General features: G+C 41.6%; 17 protein-coding genes. 7 read left to right on the top strand and 10 right to left on the bottom strand.

The features are described from left to right. Nucleotides 1-36 precede the first annotated feature (36 nt). The 5 genes from AACU33_RS24225 to AACU33_RS24205 all read right to left on the bottom strand — a co-directional run bounded on the left by AACU33_RS24225 (nt 37) and on the right by AACU33_RS24205 (nt 4,033). On the bottom strand, nt 37-228 hold the full coding sequence (locus tag AACU33_RS24225) for a hypothetical protein (protein WP_339376260.1): 192 nt from the start codon (nt 226-228) through the stop codon (nt 37-39). A gap of 348 nt (nt 229-576) precedes the next feature. Continuing rightward, a complete protein-coding gene (gene arsS / locus AACU33_RS24220) occupies nt 577-1,584 on the bottom strand; it encodes an arsenosugar biosynthesis radical SAM (seleno)protein ArsS (RefSeq protein ID WP_096591296.1) in 1,008 nt (335 codons plus the stop codon). A 119-nt stretch (nt 1,585-1,703) separates the two neighbouring features. Further along, complete coding sequence (gene arsM / locus AACU33_RS24215) at nt 1,704-2,672, bottom strand: arsenosugar biosynthesis arsenite methyltransferase ArsM (protein ID WP_096591294.1); 969 nt, start codon at nt 2,670-2,672, stop codon at nt 1,704-1,706. Between the two features lie 211 nt (nt 2,673-2,883). After that, nucleotides 2,884-3,558, bottom strand: coding sequence for a response regulator transcription factor (locus AACU33_RS24210; RefSeq protein ID WP_096591292.1), 675 nt, complete (start codon nt 3,556-3,558; stop codon nt 2,884-2,886). A 187-nt stretch (nt 3,559-3,745) separates the two neighbouring features. After that, on the bottom strand, nt 3,746-4,033 hold the full coding sequence (locus AACU33_RS24205; protein WP_096591290.1) for a Mo-dependent nitrogenase C-terminal domain-containing protein: 288 nt from the start codon (nt 4,031-4,033) through the stop codon (nt 3,746-3,748). 403 nt (nt 4,034-4,436) lie between these two features. Here AACU33_RS24205 and AACU33_RS24200 point away from each other — a divergent pair, with 403 nt between their 5' ends. The 5 genes from AACU33_RS24200 (at nt 4,437) to hetR (ending at nt 12,802) form a co-directional block, all read left to right on the top strand. Further along, nucleotides 4,437-5,051: a class I SAM-dependent methyltransferase gene (locus AACU33_RS24200; RefSeq protein ID WP_096591288.1), complete on the top strand. Its 615-nt coding sequence runs from the start codon at nt 4,437-4,439 to the stop codon at nt 5,049-5,051. 219 nt (nt 5,052-5,270) lie between these two features. After that, nucleotides 5,271-6,317, top strand: coding sequence for a zinc-dependent dehydrogenase (locus tag AACU33_RS24195; RefSeq protein ID WP_096591286.1), 1,047 nt, complete (start codon nt 5,271-5,273; stop codon nt 6,315-6,317). Nucleotides 6,318-6,495: 178 nt separating this feature from the next. Further along, entirely contained in the window at nt 6,496-7,761 is a 1,266-nt protein-coding gene (locus AACU33_RS24190) for an inorganic phosphate transporter (protein WP_096591284.1), read from the top strand. A 625-nt stretch (nt 7,762-8,386) separates the two neighbouring features. Beyond that, nucleotides 8,387-10,588, top strand: coding sequence for a DMT family transporter (locus AACU33_RS24185; protein ID WP_096591282.1), 2,202 nt, complete (start codon nt 8,387-8,389; stop codon nt 10,586-10,588). Between the two features lie 1,314 nt (nt 10,589-11,902). After that, complete coding sequence (gene hetR / locus AACU33_RS24180) at nt 11,903-12,802, top strand: heterocyst differentiation master regulator HetR (RefSeq protein ID WP_096591280.1); 900 nt, start codon at nt 11,903-11,905, stop codon at nt 12,800-12,802. A 136-nt stretch (nt 12,803-12,938) separates the two neighbouring features. Here the strand turns inward: hetR and AACU33_RS24175 are convergent, their stop codons facing one another. Continuing rightward, the gene (locus AACU33_RS24175) at nt 12,939-13,550 is read right to left on the bottom strand and encodes a hypothetical protein (RefSeq protein ID WP_096591278.1); all 612 of its coding nucleotides are present in this window, start codon (nt 13,548-13,550) and stop codon (nt 12,939-12,941) included. Between the two features lie 209 nt (nt 13,551-13,759). Continuing rightward, nucleotides 13,760-13,921 carry a hypothetical protein gene (locus tag AACU33_RS24170; RefSeq protein WP_339376259.1) on the bottom strand — a complete coding sequence of 54 codons (162 nt, stop codon included), beginning with the start codon at nt 13,919-13,921 and terminating at the stop codon, nt 13,760-13,762. A 160-nt stretch (nt 13,922-14,081) separates the two neighbouring features. Here AACU33_RS24170 and rpsD point away from each other — a divergent pair, with 160 nt between their 5' ends. Next, nucleotides 14,082-14,690: a 30S ribosomal protein S4 gene (gene rpsD, locus AACU33_RS24165; protein WP_096591276.1), complete on the top strand. Its 609-nt coding sequence runs from the start codon at nt 14,082-14,084 to the stop codon at nt 14,688-14,690. 59 nt (nt 14,691-14,749) lie between these two features. Here the strand turns inward: rpsD and moaA are convergent, their stop codons facing one another. Continuing rightward, nucleotides 14,750-15,736 (bottom strand): GTP 3',8-cyclase MoaA, encoded by a 987-nt coding sequence (moaA, locus tag AACU33_RS24160; protein ID WP_096591274.1) that lies wholly within the window; start codon nt 15,734-15,736, stop codon nt 14,750-14,752. Between the two features lie 261 nt (nt 15,737-15,997). On the opposite strand from moaA, the gene AACU33_RS24155 reads away from it, so the two are divergent. Beyond that, nucleotides 15,998-16,783 (top strand): MlaE family ABC transporter permease, encoded by a 786-nt coding sequence (locus tag AACU33_RS24155; RefSeq protein ID WP_096591272.1) that lies wholly within the window; start codon nt 15,998-16,000, stop codon nt 16,781-16,783. A 102-nt stretch (nt 16,784-16,885) separates the two neighbouring features. On the opposite strand, the gene AACU33_RS24150 is transcribed toward AACU33_RS24155, so the two are convergent. Together AACU33_RS24150 and AACU33_RS24145 are read right to left on the bottom strand one after the other, a co-directional pair. Next, nucleotides 16,886-17,077 carry a hypothetical protein gene (locus tag AACU33_RS24150; RefSeq protein WP_096591270.1) on the bottom strand — a complete coding sequence of 64 codons (192 nt, stop codon included), beginning with the start codon at nt 17,075-17,077 and terminating at the stop codon, nt 16,886-16,888. Nucleotides 17,078-17,269: 192 nt separating this feature from the next. Continuing rightward, nucleotides 17,270-18,832, bottom strand: a complete 1,563-nt coding sequence (locus AACU33_RS24145) for a phytoene desaturase family protein (RefSeq protein ID WP_096591268.1) — start codon at nt 18,830-18,832, stop codon at nt 17,270-17,272. Between the last annotated feature and the right edge of the window lie 536 nt (nt 18,833-19,368).

Here is a 19,368-nt window from a genome sequence, read left to right as displayed (position 1 = left end):
TTCTTAGTGTGGTGTGAGGAGCTTAACTACATATCATCATAAGGTAGTTGAGCAGTCACACCACCCTCGTAACAATTTTGGTAACAGAATATTTAGAGACAGCCGCCGCTTGATTGCTCGCTCGTTCCAGGATACATTTTGTAGCAAGGCTTCCAGGCTGCGGGCGATATCTTGGATAGGCGAAAGACTTTTTTCGCAAACTGGAGGGAAGAGATCTATAATCCGCACAAAATAAAGAATACTCCTAGATCGATCATTTTCTAATTAAATAAATTGAGTTTTACTCTCAAAAATATGGATATTTGTTTCAAGGACTTAAGTTTAAAGTTGAAGTGAAATTATAAGTTTCCAAATACTGCATAAATGTCTAATTTATATTTTTTCAAAAAATAAAAGCCGTGGAGACTAATAGCATTCCACGGCTTTTTGGTGTGGTGTGAGGAGACTTAACTAATGTCATCATAAACCCATCTGACTCTAACTGATGCCTGCTGAATAGGTTTTGTAACAAAATTATCCTTTGATGACATAGAGTTATTGTCTTGCAATCAATCTGAGGTTTAATATTGATTTAATTTATACTAAAGCGCCACCACAACTAGAACCACATCCAGCAGTACAACCGTAGCAATAAGCAGCAGTTTGGATCTCATCGATTAAATCTAAACTGCCAGCTGCTAGTAATTTACTAACTGTTAAAGTTTCGCCATTGCGAGTTTTTGCAGGTAGATTCATCATTTGGTTAAAGTCGCAATCATATACATTACCTAAATAGTCAATTGATAGTTGATCGCGACACATTAAATAGTCAACTGTACTGGGATTAAAATGCGATTCTAAAAAGTGCAAATAGTTGGCGTACAATTTCTGACGTTCTAAATGCATTTTAGTTCTACCAACTGGGAGATTAGTAATAGTGAATAGGTTATTAAACATGATGCCAAAATGTTCTTGTAAGAACATTTTGTAATCTTTTTCTAGGTTGCTCTGTTCGGGAGCCAAGGAAAATTTTTCTGATGTAGGTAACTGGGGATTATATACTAAGTCCAAAATTAAATCTGGTTTGTGTCCATAGCCAAGACGATTCAGCCATTGCAAAGCTTGAACTGAACTATCAAACACCCCACTACCGCGCATTTTATCTACATTATCTGCTAAATAGCACGGCAGAGATGCAACTATTCTCACTTTATTTTTAGCAAAGTATTCGGGTAAATCGCCAAAACCGTCTACAAAATAAATCGTCAAATTTGAACGGACAATTACCTGTTTACCAGTTCTACTGGCTGCTTCTACTAATGGTTTAAATCCATAATTCATTTCTGGTGCGCCACCAGTTAAATCGACAATTTTAATTTGGGGGAATTTTTGAATTACTTCAATCAACTGTTCGCAAATGTCTGGAGTAAGTTCTTCTGTGCGTTTTGGGCCTGCTTCGACATGGCAGTGCGTACAAGCCAGGTTGCAACGTTTACCGAGATTAATTTGCAATATAGATATATTTGTTTTAGTTAAGGTGTGGCTAACTTTTTGTTTGAAAGGAGTTATTTTTATATCTAGTGAATTTAGCGATTGAATCTGCATTGTGTATCCTTATCTTATAAAATAGAAAAAATTCTTCGCTTTAGTTGTAGCAATTAGAAATTCTGTCAGGCTAGTAGCGATCGCCTACTCAGCGATCGCCTGTTTTGAACCTTTAAGAATTAACAGCAACCCCCACCGTTATAGTGCCATGTCGAATCGGTGATCGCGATTTCTGTTGGCTTTAAAGCAGCAAGTTTGGCAGCAGTTTTATCACAGACTGCTGCGGGAATACCGCGCTGCAACAGATGACCTGCTGAGTCATCAAACCAGGGTTCTGCGCCAGAATAAATTGCCGTTTTGCCAGTAAAAATACAAGCTCCGTCTTCTGGTATAGCAACTTTGAAAGAGACAGAATCTAGACTTTCTAGGAGTAAATTTTCTTCTAAGTTATAAGTTAAAGTATCTAACAGACGATAAGGACGGCGGGCACGAATTTCCACTTGACCAAAGCCAGCATTGACTATTAGTTGAGTGTATTCTTCATATGTGAGTGCGCCTGATAAGCACATAGCGCGTAGTCGTTCATCTTGTTGTAAATGTGCTGGAATGGGACGAGTCGCGATCGGATCGCTCATCTGCAAACGTCCGCTTGGTTTTAAGACGCGAAATGCTTCTTTTAAAGCACGGGTTAAATCTTCTGGTTCAAATATATTAAAAAGACAGTTTTGTGCTACCACATCTACAGCAGCATCAGCAACGGGTAAATTAAAAGCGTCACCTTCGCAGATTTCGACAAAACTAGTGTCAAACCAGGGATTTTCTTGAGCAGCAATTTCTAAATTGCGTCTAGCGGCTTCTCGCATGGCTGCAACTGGTTCGACAGCAATTACAGCACCTACACGGCGAGAAAAGTAAGCGAATTGTAAGGCTTCTAAGCCACCACCAACCCCAACATATAAAACAGTAGGTTGGTTAGCTAATTCATTTGGGTGAACGGTAGTACCACAACCATAATTCATTTCCTGCATTGCAAGAGGAACTTTTAGCCCAGGTAGTTGCAGGGGTGTACTTTGGACACAACAAAGTCCCACTTGTGGTGTTTCTGCAACTTCGCGGTAAAATTGCGCCGCGGTTTCTAAATAGGTCATTGCGATTTTAATATTCAGTGCTGAGGTGTAGAGTCAACTGTGTGCATCTTAATACAAGAGACTCGCAATTGTATGCGCTTTAAGTAAGAGTACAAAATTCTCAGAGCTAGATAAAATATAGAGGTTTAACGATCTGAGCTTTACTCAAAAGCAAAACATCCCCCAAACAGCCATGACATACGGCAGTTTAAAGGATTTGTACGAGTCTGAATTAAGCATTTAAAACGTAGCCGACACCATGCACGGTTTGAAGCAGAGGCTTTTCGTTGTTAGCTTCCAGCTTTTGGCGTAAATAGCGAATATAGATTTCAATTATTTTAGAATCGCCTATATGATCGTGACTCCAGGCTTCTTCTAGTATGCGATCGCTGGTAACGACTTGTTTAGGATGAATCAATAAATATTCCAGTAAATCAAATTCTTGGTCAGTTAACTCTATTAAACGTTGACCTCGGCAAACTTTCCTTGTCCGACGATTCAAACTGAGATCTTCAAATTCTAAGACATCTGCAACATCTTTTTTCTGGATTCTGCGCAGATGGGTACGGACTTTAGTGACTAACTCTTCAACATCAAAGGGTTTAACTAGATAATCATCAGCATTAGCCTCTAAGCCTAAAATGCGATCGCTTGCTTTATCTTTAGCAGTTAATATAATTATCGGTACTCGATCGCCAGTACTTCGCAGGCGGCGACAAGTTTCTAACCCCGATAAACCTGGTGACATCCAATCTAAAATAATTAAATCAGGATGCAAGTTCTGCGCTGCGGTAATGGCAGTTAATCCATCGTAAGCAACACTAACTTGATAACCCTCATAATTTAGTTCCAATTCTACAAAACGTGCGAGTTTGACTTCATCTTCAACCAGTAAGATGTGCGTCATAGATAATGTTGATAATTTCAGCAGGATAGAGTTACAGAGACACAGATTAGGCAGGTTTTAGATCGGTACTAACTACTAGATAGTTAGACATCTAATTAGTACTACGCCAGCTTAGTATAGTTCTGAGTACGTAACAACCGTAAATCTGCGGTTCTCAATGACTGCTACATCACAAAATCATCAAGATTTAACAGTAGACTGCTACATCTTCACCACACTTATCCGCAAGATAACAGAGAGCTTTAAAACGTAATGTTACTACTTGTTCGTAAAGAGGATTTAACTTACACATCGGTGGAATGTGAACCAACTTTCTACCAAAGAGTTTGATGTCTCTTTCAAACGGACATTGAGCAGGAATAGCTTTACACAAGAAATGAGCTAGTTTGCGGTTATGAATTTCTATACTTTCTAACCATTCACGCACTGGGTAAAGTAGATCGTGATGTAACAGAATTTGAGTAAAGCAAGTCATAATTTTTCTCCTAATAATTTATAATTGCAAAGTTCGCTTAGTGCTTGGGATTTTCATCCCTATAAATTTATACGCTAGTTAATTGAGTTTTATGCAGACAATATAAGTTTTAGTTAGTTCCTTTGTCGGTGCATTTCTCTTTTTCTGACAAATCTGACTACACCATCAAGTCCCTACATTCCGGATGATTTGTCTATGCATCGCTATCCTATCGCCTCAAGATAAATTTGACACGCCAAGTTGGCGGTCTTTATGTAGGTGTAACCGAACTTGAATGGGCGTTTATGCTCAAATGCAGGAGTGCGAGCTTTAGGCTAGAGTACAGGAAAGAGGCAAGGGGGCAGGGTGCAGGGGAAAAGAAATAACTATTGCCTTTTGACCAATGACCAACGACCAATGACAAATGACCATTAACTTTATTAATGAAAAAAAGCAAGCTTTTGACCTTTGGGCACCTAGTTATGACTGGCTTTTACCATCTGTGTTTTACCAAAGCGTTCACAAACGGTTGCTAGAATACGTTGATTTACCACCACGTCCTCATGTATTAGATTTGGGTTGTGGTACAGGACGCTTGTTAGATCGCCTTGCTGCTAAATTTCCCGATCTGCGCGGTACTGGATTAGATTTATCTCCTCAAATGGTGCGGGTAGCCAGACAGAACAACCGCCATCGCCCCCGGTTGATTTATGTGGAAGGTAAGGCTGAGTTCCTTCCCTTTGCGGATGGTCAGTTTGATGCTGTTTTTAACACTATAAGTTTCTTACACTATCTAGAACCCACACAGATTTTGAACGAAGTAGGGCGAGTGCTTTCACCTGGTGGACGTTTTTATTTAGTTGATACCACTGTTAAAGGTAAGCCAGAACTGCATCTGAAGTTGGGTTCCCTTGGCAAAGTTAGATTTTATAGCTCTAATCAACGCGAACTGATGGGTGCGTCTGCTGGATTAAGCTGTATTGGTCACTACTATTTATTAGGGCCTGTCTTGTTGACGATTTTTGCGAAACCAGTATGACTGACGCAAGTGACACACTAAGTAAAGGTTAGGGTTGTCATTTGTCATTTGTCAAGAGTCAATATTCTCCCTCATCTCCCTCTCCTCCCACACTCCCCACACCTCCCACACTCCCTCATTCCCCTTACTCTCTGCCTTTGTTGATAATTTTCAAACTAGATAGCTTAAAGTTGACGACTAAATGTTACATCTAATAACGTTGAACGGTGAAAAATCAACGTGAAAGCACAGGTATTTAGAGGCGTCAATCAACTTTCCTACGAAGAGATCCCAGTACCGACTCTGGAACCGGATGAAGTGCTGGTACAGGTACGGGTGGTGGGTTTGTGTCAATCAGATATCAAAAAAATTCGTTACCCGCTATACGAACCGCCGCGTATTTTTGGACATGAAACTGCGGGAACGATCGCATCTGTGGGTTCTGGTGTCAAAAATTGGCAAGTGGGACAAAGGGTGGCGGTAATGCACCATATCCCCTGTATGCATTGCGCTTACTGCCTCAATGAAAATTATTCCATGTGTGATGTCTATAAAAACATCTCCACGACAGCGGGATTTAACGCTAGTGGCGGCGGTTTTGCCGAATATGTCAAAGTCCCAGGACATATTGTGCAAAATGGTGGTTTAATTCCCATTCCCGATGATATAAGTTTTGAAGAAGCAAGTTTTGTAGAACCGACTAATTGCTGCTTGAAGGCAGTGAAAAAAGCGCAAATTGCACCCGGACAAACTGTTTTGGTAACTGGTGCGGGGCCAATAGGGTTAATGTTTGTCATGTTGGTGAAGTATTTCGGAGCTAGAGCGATCGCTACCGATCTACTACCCTCTAGAATTGAAAAAGCTTTAAATGTCGGTGCAGAAGCCGCTTTTGACGCTCGCGATCCCGATTTACCCGCAAAAATTCATGCTATCACTGATGGGTTGGGTGTGGATGTCACCTTACTAGCTGTCCCCAGCGACAAAGCTTTCTTTCAGGCTTTAGATTGTACTCGTAAAGGTGGCAAAATTCTCTTTTTCGCGGAGTTTCCCGATGAAGTATCAATTCCCATCAACCCGAATATTCTTTACCGTCGGGAAATCGACTTGATGGGCAGTTATAGTTCATCCTACCGCCTACAAAATCTCTCAGCCGATATTGTATTTAATCGACGCATTAATGTAGAAGCGTTAATTAGCGATCGCTATCCCTTACAAGATTTATCACAAGCTGTAGATCGAGCGATCGCTCCCACACCGGAAACATACAAAATTTTGATTTATCCCTAATAATTGGGCATGGGGCATAGGGCATTTGTCAAAGGGAACAGGGAACAGGGAACAGGTAAGAGTTATTTCTCCTCTGCTTCTTCTGCTTTTTATTCCTTGTCTCCCCACACTCCCCACACTCCCCACACTCCCCACACTCCCCACACTCCCCACACTCCCCACACTCCCTCATCCCAAAATGCTCATCACTCTCGCACTAGTCGCTGTACTCGCTTTCTACGTTGCCTTTAACCTCGGTGCTAACGATGTTGCTAACGCAATGGGAACTTCTGTTGGTTCCAAAGCTGTTACCTTAAAGCAGGCTTTAATCATTGCTGGAGTGTTAGAGTTTGCAGGTGCAGTATTGTTTGGGCATGAGGTAACGGAAACCCTAGCGACGAAAATTGCTAATCCTGCTTTATTCGCTGCTACCCCTCAGATATTAGTTATGGGGATGGTGACAGTATTACTGGCTTCTGGGGTGTGGCTGCAAATTGCCACATCACGGGGTTTGCCTGTATCTTCTTCTCATGCAGTTGTCGGTGCGATCGCCGGATTTAGTTGGGTGGCTTTGGGAGTCGATGCGATTGATTGGTCATCGATTGGCTCAATTACTATTGCCTGGATTTTAACGCCGATCGTTAGTGGTGCGATCGCTGCTCTTTTCTACAGTCAAATCAAGCGCTGGATTTTAGAGCAGCCTAATCAATTGATGCAGTTAAATGAGTGGCTTCCTTGGTTGAGTGCATCGCTTCTGGGGATATTTGGCGTGATTGTTCTTCCCTCACTGACTCAACCTCTGACCAATTTTTTCATCGATCGATTTGGGTTAAACATCCCTAGTTATGATATTCCTATATTCACAGGTGCAATAGCCGCAGTTGGGCTGACTTTTTATAGCTGGCAACAATTAGATAACAGTAAAATCCAAAATTCCAACTCTCATCTGCAAAATCCTACTGAACGCTTATTTGGGCGCTTTCAATTGCTGAGTGCTTGCTTTGTCGCTTTTGCTCATGGTTCTAATGATGTGGGAAATGCGATCGCTCCTTTGGCTGCGATCGTCTACATTAATCAGACTGGTAGCGTACCCATAGATGGCATTACCATCCCAATATGGATTTTAATCCTTGGTGGCGTGGGTATTGTGGGGGGTTTAGCCATCTGGGGTAAAAAAGTGATTGCCACCATTGGCGAAAATATTATTTCCTTACAACCTAGTAGTGGATTCTGTGCCGAACTCGCAACCGCCACAACTATCCTCCTCGCATCCCGTCTCGGCTTACCTGTATCCACCTCCCACGCCCTTGTTGGTGGTGTGGTTGGCATTGGATTGGTGCAAAATATCAAGTCAATTAAATTCCAAACTCTCAAGGGGATCGCAGCAGCATGGCTGATTACGGTTCCTGTCAGTGCCATCCTGAGTGCTGCTATCTTTAGCATTGCCAAGATTTTTTTGCTGTAAAAGCGATCGCTAAATCCTAAATTAATTATTTATATTTTTCTAGCTTTTCCCTGCGTCTGTATCCATAACTGCTAAATGCGAATTTAAGAACGCTAAAGCCAAAATGTTTTTTGCACAATGGCTGGTAATTCACTAGAATATTTTCCAGAGGTTAGCAATATTTTTAATTTGCACAAACCAACAATTTAATTCCGATTACATATATAAACTGTCGCTTAAGTTACATTCAACCTGAATTAGTAAGTCTCGTCTAATAATTGAGACAACCTTGCGCTAGCAAAGTCTTCATTCACAAGTCTTTAACAATTAATATCTGTATAAAAAGAATACGTATTGATTTGGAGTAAGATTTTTTCTCTGCAAAAAATCCTGCTAAAAACATAGATGATTGAAATAAGACTGACAGAATGTTTGCTAGTGATGCTGAACAAAACACACTTGAATAAGTAATAAGCTAAATTATATCCTTTGCCAACCCTGTGTTCAGCATGACAGAATTACGTTGATCTGCGTAAGTCCTGTTAAAATTTTTGGTTTATCTGACGAACTCTAGGAAATTAGTATGAACGCCAAGCAGTTATACGGGAAGCAGCTTTATCGTCAAGGTGTTAGAGGTTAAAAGCGAATGGGGCGATTTGAAAAGCAACCAGACAACCCGCGAGTTAGAGGCGATTTGTCCAGAGCAGCAGAAAATGCTCTTTGGGCGGTTGTTGAGGACTTAGAAAATCTTCAGCAGCACGTTTTGAGGTCGTTACAGGAAGAAGTAAAGCGGCTTCAAGCAGAAAAAAATCGTTTAAGTGAAGACATTCAACGACTGCTTGATGAAAAAGAACAGTTACAACAGGCGCGTCAAATCACCGAGCAGCAGGTATTAATCCGTCAGTTAGCAGAAGCTTTGGCAAAGCACATCTCTTCGCAACTGCAATCTTCGCTGACGAGTTTAGCTAACCAAGCAATCGAGAGCAAATCCGACGAAAGAGAAAAATTAGCCTCAGAACAAAACAATGAGAATGTAGAAAAACTGCTTGGTTCCTTAGATGATACGCTCACCATCACCTTTAGTTCGCTGCAACAAGAGCTAAAGAACTATCAAAGCAATCTTTCCCAACAGTTGTCTCGGATGCAAAATCAACAACAGCAGGGGGAAGCAATCGTTGCGGAGTTAATCAATCGGTTGCAAGATCTAGAAAAAACAATTGTCGAAATTCCTCGAAAAGCCGTACAAGTATCGCCGCCTACTGTGTTGCAATTATCTGAGCAGCCAGAAGCAAAAGTTTCACTACCCACGGTTTTGCAACTACCACAAGAGCAACAAAATAATTCTTGGGATTCTCCGCAGTCAGGACAGACAATTAGCCAAGCTACTCAGCCAGTTACAATTTCACAGAGCCAAACTACTTTACAGTCGGAGAGTGTAGCAACACCACCGGAAACAACACTTCTGCCAGAAAGGGAAAATTTCACCGAACCAAGTTCTGTCATTTCCCCGAATTGGTCAGAGAACGGAACTAAGCCGGAGCCTACTTTACCAACCACTGAAGTCACATACCCACCATTTAGGAGAAACTATCCTGAGCCAAGTTCTGTAATTTCTCAAGACCTGTCAGAGAGTGAAACTACACCGGAGCCTGCTTTTCCGTTACCAGAAGCCACACCCCCGCCAGTCAGGAATAATTCTGATGAGCCAATTTCTGTCTTATCCCCAGATTTATCAGAAAGCGAAACTACACCGGAGCCTGTTCCATCGCGCAACCAGGGAATAGCTCCCCCATCACTAGGTTTACCTAGCTCATCCAGCTTATCGTCTATTCAGATAGGTTTTGTGCTAATTGTGTTGTCAGCGGTGGTGTCATCGCTTTACAACGTAGCTATTAAGGTGATTTTTCACCAAGGTTCTGCGATTCTGGGCGTAGTTGAAGTAGAGCGTCTGCTTTTACCAACTTTAGGCAATACGCTATTAATTTTGATGCTGCGGTTACTGGTAGTTGTACCGCTGATGTTGTTATTAGCGCCGATGATGCATCCACGAGTGTGGGAAGACTTACAAACACTCTTTAGCTCAGTACGCGGAAGTTCTTCTCCTAGCAATAACAAGACACGAAAGATTTTGCAGTTGTCGATCGCTAGCGGATGCTTTTTGTTTTTATCTCAAGTGCTGATTTATATTGCGATCGGGCAAGTCACAACTGGAATGGCGATCGCACTTTTCTTTATTTATCCAGTAATTAGCGGTTTATTATCTTGGTTTTTATTCCGCGATCGTCCTAGCGGATTCCGCACTGCTGCTATTGGTGGTGTTTTCTGCGGCGAGTTACTGATATTGGCTGGTGCTACCAGCATTGCTCTCGGTAATGTTCCCCTCGGAAGTATTACAGCAATTTTTTCAGGAGTAGCTTTTGCTTTTTACGTCGTTCTCACACGAATTTGTGCTAGCAAACTACATCCCGTGTCTTTTACTGTGATTAACTTCGCTACCATGTTGCTGTTAAGCTTCATCGGTTTGCTGATACCTGTACCCAGCGAGTTGGGCTTAATATTTGAACCGTCTAAGTTGTTGGAAATTATTTTAAGTGCTTTTATTTTGGGCGTACTGACTCTATTGGGTTACGTATTCAATAATGTTGGCATTCGCAAATTAGGTGCGCCACGCTCGGCAATTATCGGTGCAAGCGTCCCGTTCTTAACTGTGATTTTTGCTGGTTTACTGATTCAAGAAAACTTAGAGTTTGTGCAAATTTTGGGAGTGCTGCTAGTAACGTTTGGCGCAGCAGCTTTTAGCTTTGATAAAGTGCGAAATCAGCTTAATTCTTCTAATTCAGCAAATTGAATTTGCACTAACAGCCAGCTTAAATCAACATAGTTAAAAGTTAAAATTAGGAATTAGCTATTTCTGTTTTAACTTTTAACTTTTTATTAATTACCTATATAGCAATCTAGTCTTTTTTTTAAATTGCTTACATTTATTGTTAAATTTTAGCTTTTATTATAACTCCTGAGACTAATACCAATTGACAAAAATAATATAGATCGCTAGGGAAGATTGTTCCTAATACCATTTCGATATCAAGATGTAAATTATTAGCCAGTCTACTTCAGTAGATAGTAGCTCTTAGCTTTGGAATTAATTCCAAAGTGGGGTAAACACGAAGCCAGAGATTTTAACGATATGGTTAATTACAAGGCTTCTAGCCTGAAGGTGTGAATGTGCAACTCCATATAAAATTGGTACTACGAAGAATTTGTGCCTAAAACCACTATGCATCATTTAATTTACTAGTAACTACCAACAAACAACCATAGGATAAAAGGCACAAATGAAGTAGGTTCTAGCAACGATTGCAGTAATTTGTATCAGCGTTTTACCTAATTGTTGTTACAAATATATCAATACATATTTATTTTACTCTTTATATAGAAAAATTAAATAATTAACTTAAAATAAATTAAAAATACATTAATATAATCAAATTAACCACAAAAGAATGATACACTTACGGAATATAGAAAAAACTCATAAAACACTTTGTGTCTTAGTTGCCTAAAAACTTTTTGAACTGCATAGACACATATAAAATTCTGAGCAGTGGCTTCCAATGCTTAGATTTTTTCAGATGAAATCATCAAGAGAAAACGAGTTTTAATTGCTGATGACTCAAACTTTTGTTGCTGACTACTGAGGGATTTTCTGCCGTTACGAATTCCGCGGTAGAGTTCACTAGTAACTAATTATGTCTAGTTTATAGTTTCAGCAAATCCTTTGTAATCTCTTTATTATAATCTCTAAGTATAAAATAAATACAAAGTGATATCCAGATATCATTTAAGCCAGCAGGAGCTTTTTAATACAATCTATGAAAGTACAGTTCGATCGAATTCTACTCTTGTAGCCCCAAAATCGAGATCACAGCGTAAACTATAACCGTAATATTACGGTAATGCGTTAGATAAAATACAGTAAAAACACTTTTTCCGAACTATGTGCCAGAAATTACGCGGAAATTCATAATTTTGACTACCAACAACCTCATACTTGAAGCATAATAAATAATCTGGAGTGACAATATTGCCTTCAGTCGGGTGTATACTACTTACTTTCCTACGGCTAATAAATTTGTAAACGTGCTATTTAACTGTCTGTTATATGAGTAACGACATAGATCTGATCAAACGTCTCGGCCCCAGTGCGATGGATCAGATCATGCTTTATCTGGCTTTTAGTGCCATGCGGACGAGTGGGCACAGGCATGGGGCATTCTTAGATGCAGCAGCTACGGCTGCCAAATGTGCAATTTACATGACCTATCTAGAGCAGGGGCAAAACTTGCGAATGACAGGTCATTTGCACCACTTGGAGCCGAAGCGGGTCAAAATCATTGTAGAAGAGGTCAGACAAGCCCTGACTGAAGGTAAATTGCTGAAAATGCTGGGTTCTCAGGAGCCTCGCTATCTGATTCAATTGCCTTATGTTTGGATGGAAAAATATCCTTGGCGTCCAGGGAAATCGCGCATTCCTGGCACAAGTCTGACAAGCGAAGAAAAAAGGCAAATTGAACAGAAACTACCTAGTAATCTGCCGGATGCCCAGTTAATTACCTCTTTTGAGTTTTTAGAGTTAATTGAATTTTTGCACAAGCGATCGCAGGAGGATCTGCCGACTGAACATCAGATGCCCTTGAGTGAAGCTTTAGCGGAGCATATCAAGCGCCGTGTGCTCTACTCTGGTACGGTGACACGCATTGATTCTCCTTGGGGTATGCCTTTCTACGCGCTTACCCGTCCTTTCTATGCGCCAGCAGACGACCAAGAGCGCACCTATATCATGGTCGAAGATACAGCTCGGTATTTCCGACTCATGAAAGATTGGGCAGAACGGCGGCCAAATTCCATGCGAGCCTTAGAAGAACTGGATATTCCTCCAGAACGCTTTGAGCAGGCAATGGAAGAGTTGGATGAAGTACTCCGTGCTTGGGCAGATAGATATCACCAAGAAGGTGGTATCCCCATGATTTTACAGTTGGTATTTGGTAAAAAAGAAGACTGATAGATCGGGTAAAAAGTCGAGAGCCAAGGATGAGAGTTATTTCTTCCTGCCCTCATCCCCCTGCTACGCCACTTGCTCCACTTGGGGAAACCCCAAGACCGCAGTGGCTCCCCTGCTCTCTGCATGAGACTTTCAATTACGGTTGTGTAGGAATTGGAGTTGTTTCAAAAGTAGGGCGAAATTCTGAGGCTCCTGCGGGGACTTGCGGTAGAGCCGAAGGTGTAAACAAGTTACTAACTGTATCGCTGCCGCTAATACAAGTATCTAATGCTTGATTGAGCGCAAACTTAATTTCACTTCGCAAGCCTACCACACACTGACCAAAGCGGACGGGTAATAAACTCCGACCGCAGTAATTTAAAATTGCTGGGTTAGCCGCTTCTTTACTCGGATAAAGGCTAATACCAACTACACATTTAGCTAAATCTTCAGGGCGTCGAGCCTGTCTACAGGTAGTGAGAGCATCTACAGCACTGATTTGTGTTTGCCTGCTGATAGAAACTACACAGGAAGATAAATCCCGTGGACGGAGTGCCCCTGCACAAGCTTGTGATGCAGAGTTCGCATTAATATTTACCCGTAAAAGCTGACCAGCACAGGCACGGTAATCATTGGTGCTGTAGGAGGCGGTGATAGCCATACTGGGAACCATTGTGGCTAACCATCCTGCGATCGCTAAAACTGGCACTGTCACCTTAACAGCTTTAGCAGACAACATTCTATAGTCAGAACCGCCTTTTTTGCTCATTGATTTTAACTCCTTAACTTTGCCGTTCTCCAAACACCCAAGGCTATGCTAACTCAATAAGTGCAATCAATACTTCTCGATCTAGGCAATTGTAGCTGCACATTCGAGGATAACTCAAGCAATTCAAAATTCAACAAGGTCAATAGTCAAGAGTCCAGAGTCATTGGTTATTTGTTCATCTCTCCCCTTCGGGTACTCTTCGAGAACCCCTACGGGGAACGCCAGTCGCCTGCGGAGGAGCCACTGCGTTGGGCGGGTTCCCCGACTTGAAGCAAGTGGCGTTGGAAACCCTCCCGCAGCGCTGGTCTCACCTCATCCTCCCACACTCCCCACACTCCTTCATCTCCCCCTGCTCCTTCTCTCCTGTACACTTTTAAGACATAATGATGAAAGTGTTTTAATTGCCACTGCCTTTTGGCATTAGCACAAAATTCTCATAATGAAATTGATAATATCTGGAAATTATGTTTTCCAGATATTTATAATGGAATGTCTGGGTAAAGTTGAAACAGGAATAGATTAAGGAAACACATGTCCCGATATAGAGGGCCTCGCCTCAGAATTGTACGTCGCTTGGGCGACTTACCAGGATTAACTCGTAAAAGCGCTAGACGCGCTTATCCACCTGGTCAGCATGGTCAGAACCGTAAAAAGCGTTCTGAGTATGCTATCCGTCTGGAAGAAAAGCAAAAGCTGCGCTTAAACTACGGTTTGACCGAAAAGCAACTGCTACGCTATGTCCGTAAAGCCAGACGTGTTACTGGTTCTACCGGACAAGCGCTGTTGCAATTACTGGAAATGCGCCTGGATAATACAGTTTTCCGCTTGGGTTTAGCTCCGACTATTCCCGCAGCGCGTCAACTCGTCAATCACGGTCATATCACTGTGAATGGACGTGTAGTTAATATTGCTAGCTATCAGTGCCGTCCTGGTGAAGTCATCGCTGTCAAGGATAAAGAAGCATCGCGGAAGTTGGTAGAAACCAACCTCCAATATCCTGGACTAGCTAACCTTCCCAGCCATCTGGAATTTGACAAAAACAAGCTGGTTGGTAAAGTCAACGGTATTATTGAGCGAGAATGGGTGGCTCTACAAGTTAACGAACTGCTCGTGGTGGAATACTACTCACGACAAGCGTAATAGTTATTTGTCCTCAGTCATTTGTCCTTGGTTATTTACAAAGGACAAATGGCTATTGACTACCCGCCAATTTGCGACATAGTTCGGGTATAAGTACCCGCAGTGCCAGATTCGCGTTGTTTAAAGTTAATTTCTGGCTTCATCATCAACAAATTTCTCACTTGCTCTTGTAATTGTGCGGTGCTGATACCAGCCCGGAGAGCAGTTTTTAAATCAATTTGACCAGTTTCATTCAATAAGCAAGGACGCAGCCAACCATCGGCGCTTAAACGCATCCGGTTACAGCGATCGCAAAAACACTCGGACATCTGACTGATAAATCCTAATGTTCCCTTCGCACCAGGAATCTGAAATACATCAGCAGGCCCAGCACCACGAACTTGAGCATCTGTCAACCCCCAGCGATCGCGGATTTGTTGACGTAATTGTGCGGAAGAAACCCAACCGCGATCGCCAAATAATTCGCCGTTACCAATCGGCATAAATTCAATAAACCGGATGTGCCAGTTGCGGTCAAGAGTGAGAGCAGCTAAATCTAGCACTTCACCATCGTTAACCCCAGGAATTACCACTACATTCAGCTTCAGGGGGTCGAAGCCGACGCGATAAGCAGCTTGAATCCCATCCCATACTTGTTGCCACTTTCCACGGCCGCGATTGCCGATAATTTGATCGAATACTTCTGGTTCCAGAGAGTCTAGGCTAATATTGATGCGCCGCAACCCAGCATCGTAGAGATTTTGGGCGATGGGAGCTAATAAAAAGCCGTTGGTTGTCATGGACAAGTCTTGGGTTTGGGGAAAAGATGCGATCGCTTTGACTAATTCCACCACATGAGGACGCAGTAAAGGTTCCCCACCAGTCAAACGAAACCGAGTAAAACCTACAGGGATAAATACCTCTTGAATGAGGACGAGCAGTTCCTCATCTGTTAGTAGTTGCTGCTTGAGAATATAGTCTATTTCTGCACCTTCCGGCATACAGTACTGACACCGGAAATTGCAGCGGTCGATTAAGCTAATCCTGAGGTAATCTACCTGGTTCATTTTTAAGTGTTTATTTCTAATTTTATTTCCGTATACGGATAAATCGGATAGCAGGCGATCGCTCTGATTAAAAATTGCTATATCCAAAACTCCCACAACCAACTAGAATGGGTTATTCTTTTAGCGTCCTTAATAATTACTACATGCTTTTTTTATCTGATTTTTTTGAATGCATACGCTCAATTTGTCTCCCTCAATCGTCTACATAAAGCAAGTTTTAAGTTTAACGAATTTTTAACGATCGTCTTGAGGGAGGATTAGATGGTACTAAAACTACAGCCTAGAAAAAATATAAAACAATTTTCAATTTCCCGCTGTTTTTCAGTAGTACTACTCTTGGGTCAAGTATTGCTGCATTTACTCCAAGGAAAAACCTATCACCGTAAAATTCTGGAACATATGGTGACTGCTGGGCCAGCTTCTCTACCTCCGGTGTTGCTGGTGAGTGGTTTTGCGGGGATGATTTTTACTATTCAAACAGCCAGGGAATTAGTCCAATTTGGTGCTGTCAGTGCTGTAGGCGGTGCTTTTGCCTTAGCATTTTGCAGAGAATTGGCTCCCATACTGTCTGCTAGTATTATTGCCGGTCAAGTAGGTTCAGCATTTGCAGCCGAGATAGGTGCAATGCGAGTCACAGACCAAATTGATGCATTGCATATGCTCAGAACCGACCCAATTGATTATCTGGTACTTCCGAGAGTTATTGCTTGCTGCTTGATGACACCATTATTGACAATTTTTGGTTTAGTTACAGGTATCTTTGGTGGGATTTTTGCTGCATCACAGTTTTATCAGATTACTCCAGAGGCATTTTTAGAGTCAGTCAGAAGTTTTTTAGAACCAGCAGATTTATGGATTATTTTGCTGAAAGGATTTATTTTTGGAGCTATAGTTGCTGTCAATGGTTGTAGTTGGGGGTTAACTACCAGAGGAGGAGCAAAAGAAGTAGGAGAGTCGGCAACAACAGCAGTTGTCACTACCTGGGTGTCAATTTTTATAATGGATTTCGTTTTGTCTTTGTTACTGTTTGAAAAACCAACATTTTAAAAGTCTGAATTTGATTGCTCAAGTAAATCTGAAATTGATAGCGTCTGTCCTTTGTTACCATTCCAGAATTTTTAGATAAAGTGTGTTGGCAGCGCTGGCTTTTCACACTGGCTCTCTAATGCTTGTGGAAATTGGCTTTTCTTGTGACTTGGACGGAGCAATGTATGTTAGCACACCAATTCCTAACATTCCTCCGCCTATGGCATACATAATATTTTTATTCAAGTATTGGGAGGCGAGGTAGCCAAAGGCAATCCCCGCGACGATTGTGACAATCATTTGAGGTAGTTTCATAAAATGCCATCCTTGGAGTAACGCTCTGGTTTCGGCAGATAGTGAGCTAAATTCATCTCAGTGGTCACATCGTAAACTTTCACTAGAGCTGGCACTACAATCTACAGAGAGGAAATCGTACATCCTGGGGTAGAAAAACAAGAGCGATCGCTTTTCAAACAGATATCATTGAAACTACCTTTTGCTCAATAACTAGCCAGCAGCTACCAATGTCCTTGGTATTTCTTGTTTTCGCCGCACCGCTTCGCCTGTAAGCAATTCCACTACATCCATGCCGTTACCAATAACACCAGGTACGCTGGGATAGCCAGCACTCGCTCCCACAAAGAAGAGATTAGGTAATTCCGTTTTATATCCTAAGCGTTCTAAACCCACCTGTTTAGGTATTAACTTCGCACCGTAAATATTACCTTGGGGTTGTCCCAAATAAAATTCACTGGTGGTAGGTGTGCCGTAAAGTTTCATCCGTGCATAATTGTCTACATCTGGAATCAAATCTCGCACACTGGTCATAATTTGCTGATAAAATTCCCGCTTTTTCGCTTTATAAGCTTTCGGGTCGTGTTTGTGTAGCTGTTCAAATGGTTCGTAAGGACAGACGGTAGCAATCTCCAGAATGTGATGTCCTTGTGGCCCCATTCCTGGTTCCTGAGACTTCATAGTTGGACAAGAGAGAAAAATCCACGGACGACTAAAGTCTCCTGCCAATTGTTGTTGATATTCTCTGTTGAGGTCGCCTGTGGGATAGTACCAGACATTCCAGTTACCAATACCATAGCGTTCCGGATCGAAGCGACTATCTAAACCCAGGTAAATATTGAAAGCACTAGCTGAGTATTCATAACTAGTTAAACGTTGACGTTCCTTATGGCTTAAAGCTTCCGGATCGTGCATCAACGCTACTGTTAATTTGGGGTCGAGGTCACTGATATAGGCTTTACTGGCGGTATAGGTTTTACCATTGGCAATAACGCTATGAATAGTGTTTTTACTTACCTGTATATGTTCAACAGGCGTTGAATATTTAATTACGCCTCCACCAGAGGTAATTGCCTCAGTAATCGTATCAACAAAGTGCCTGAAGTGATGTTTTGGATAGTATGCTCCTTCTGAGTAGTCCCAAACGAGGGAAGTATGGGTGATCAGCGCAATTTCATTGGGTGGTAGCGCATAATCGCCACTTTGTCCCGCTAGTACTGCTTGTAGCTTGGGCGATAAATTCACATAGTTATACAAATCTTGTAAAGTCCAATCCCGTTTCCAAAATAGATTCCAATATTTTGGTAACTTCAACCAATCAGACCACTTGCGATTATACCAACGTACTTCTCGCACCAAACTACGCATTTCTTGATGGAGTTGCTGAATTTCATTACAGTAGCGGTTGATAGCCTGCTGTTCTTCGGGAAAGTTAGACAGCAAAGCTGTACGCAAGTTTTCCCATCCCAAGGGAATTTGAAAGTCTGCCTCTGGTGTAATTACTCGGTCAATGCAGTCAGGATTGAGGCTGTTAAAGGCTACATTTCGTTCAATGTAATTGAGAAATTGGTCTATGGTCTTACCGGGGGCACATTGGGAAATATAATGCACATCAGCACAAAAGCTATATTCACCATAATCAAAGGTATGACAGCAGCCACCTGGTAAGTAATGTTTCTCCAAAACTACCACTCGGTATCCTTGCTTGGTTAAACAAGCTGCGGCTGAAAGTCCACCTAATCCAGCTCCTAAAATCACATAATCGAAGATTTCCATCTTAAACTCCTCTGGTAATCTTGATATCTCTTGATTTCGGCGGTATTGGTTGTTTATTGCCGATTTCTCAGCAGTTATTCCCCTAGCTTTGACGTTTTCAATCTTTAATTAGAAAGTAGGTAAAACCTGATAGCAAACAAAATCTCTTCAAGCACTCGGATAGCTATGTAATGGGCAACCGATCGCCAATCAATACAAAAGATTTGTCTGAAAATAATCCGAACCTCAATAAACCAAACTCTTTTAGTTTAGACTTAAGCTATAGGGGCGGTAAGATATTTTTTCAAACTCAGGTTTCAAGGCTAATTTTGAAAAAAATGCCCTAATCAATCTGTAACATAATTCTTATGCTAGGCAAGAGCTTAAGGATTTTTGAAGTTTGGTATTTATACTTGATGTCTTCAGCTTATCAAAGACAACAAGATTTGTTTATTTAGCCAGAAAATTGTTTGTTTTTCTTAACAAAAGTCATTTAATAAAGGCAGAGAGCAGAAGGTAGAAGGCAGAAAGAAAAATATTAGAATATTAAAGAAAAG

This window comes from Calothrix sp. NIES-2098, assembly GCF_963875125.1.
Lineage (GTDB): Bacteria > Cyanobacteriota > Cyanobacteriia > Cyanobacteriales > Nostocaceae > Aulosira.
The sequence above is the reverse complement of the archived record's forward strand: the minus strand, read 5'-3'. Positions and strand labels throughout refer to the sequence as shown.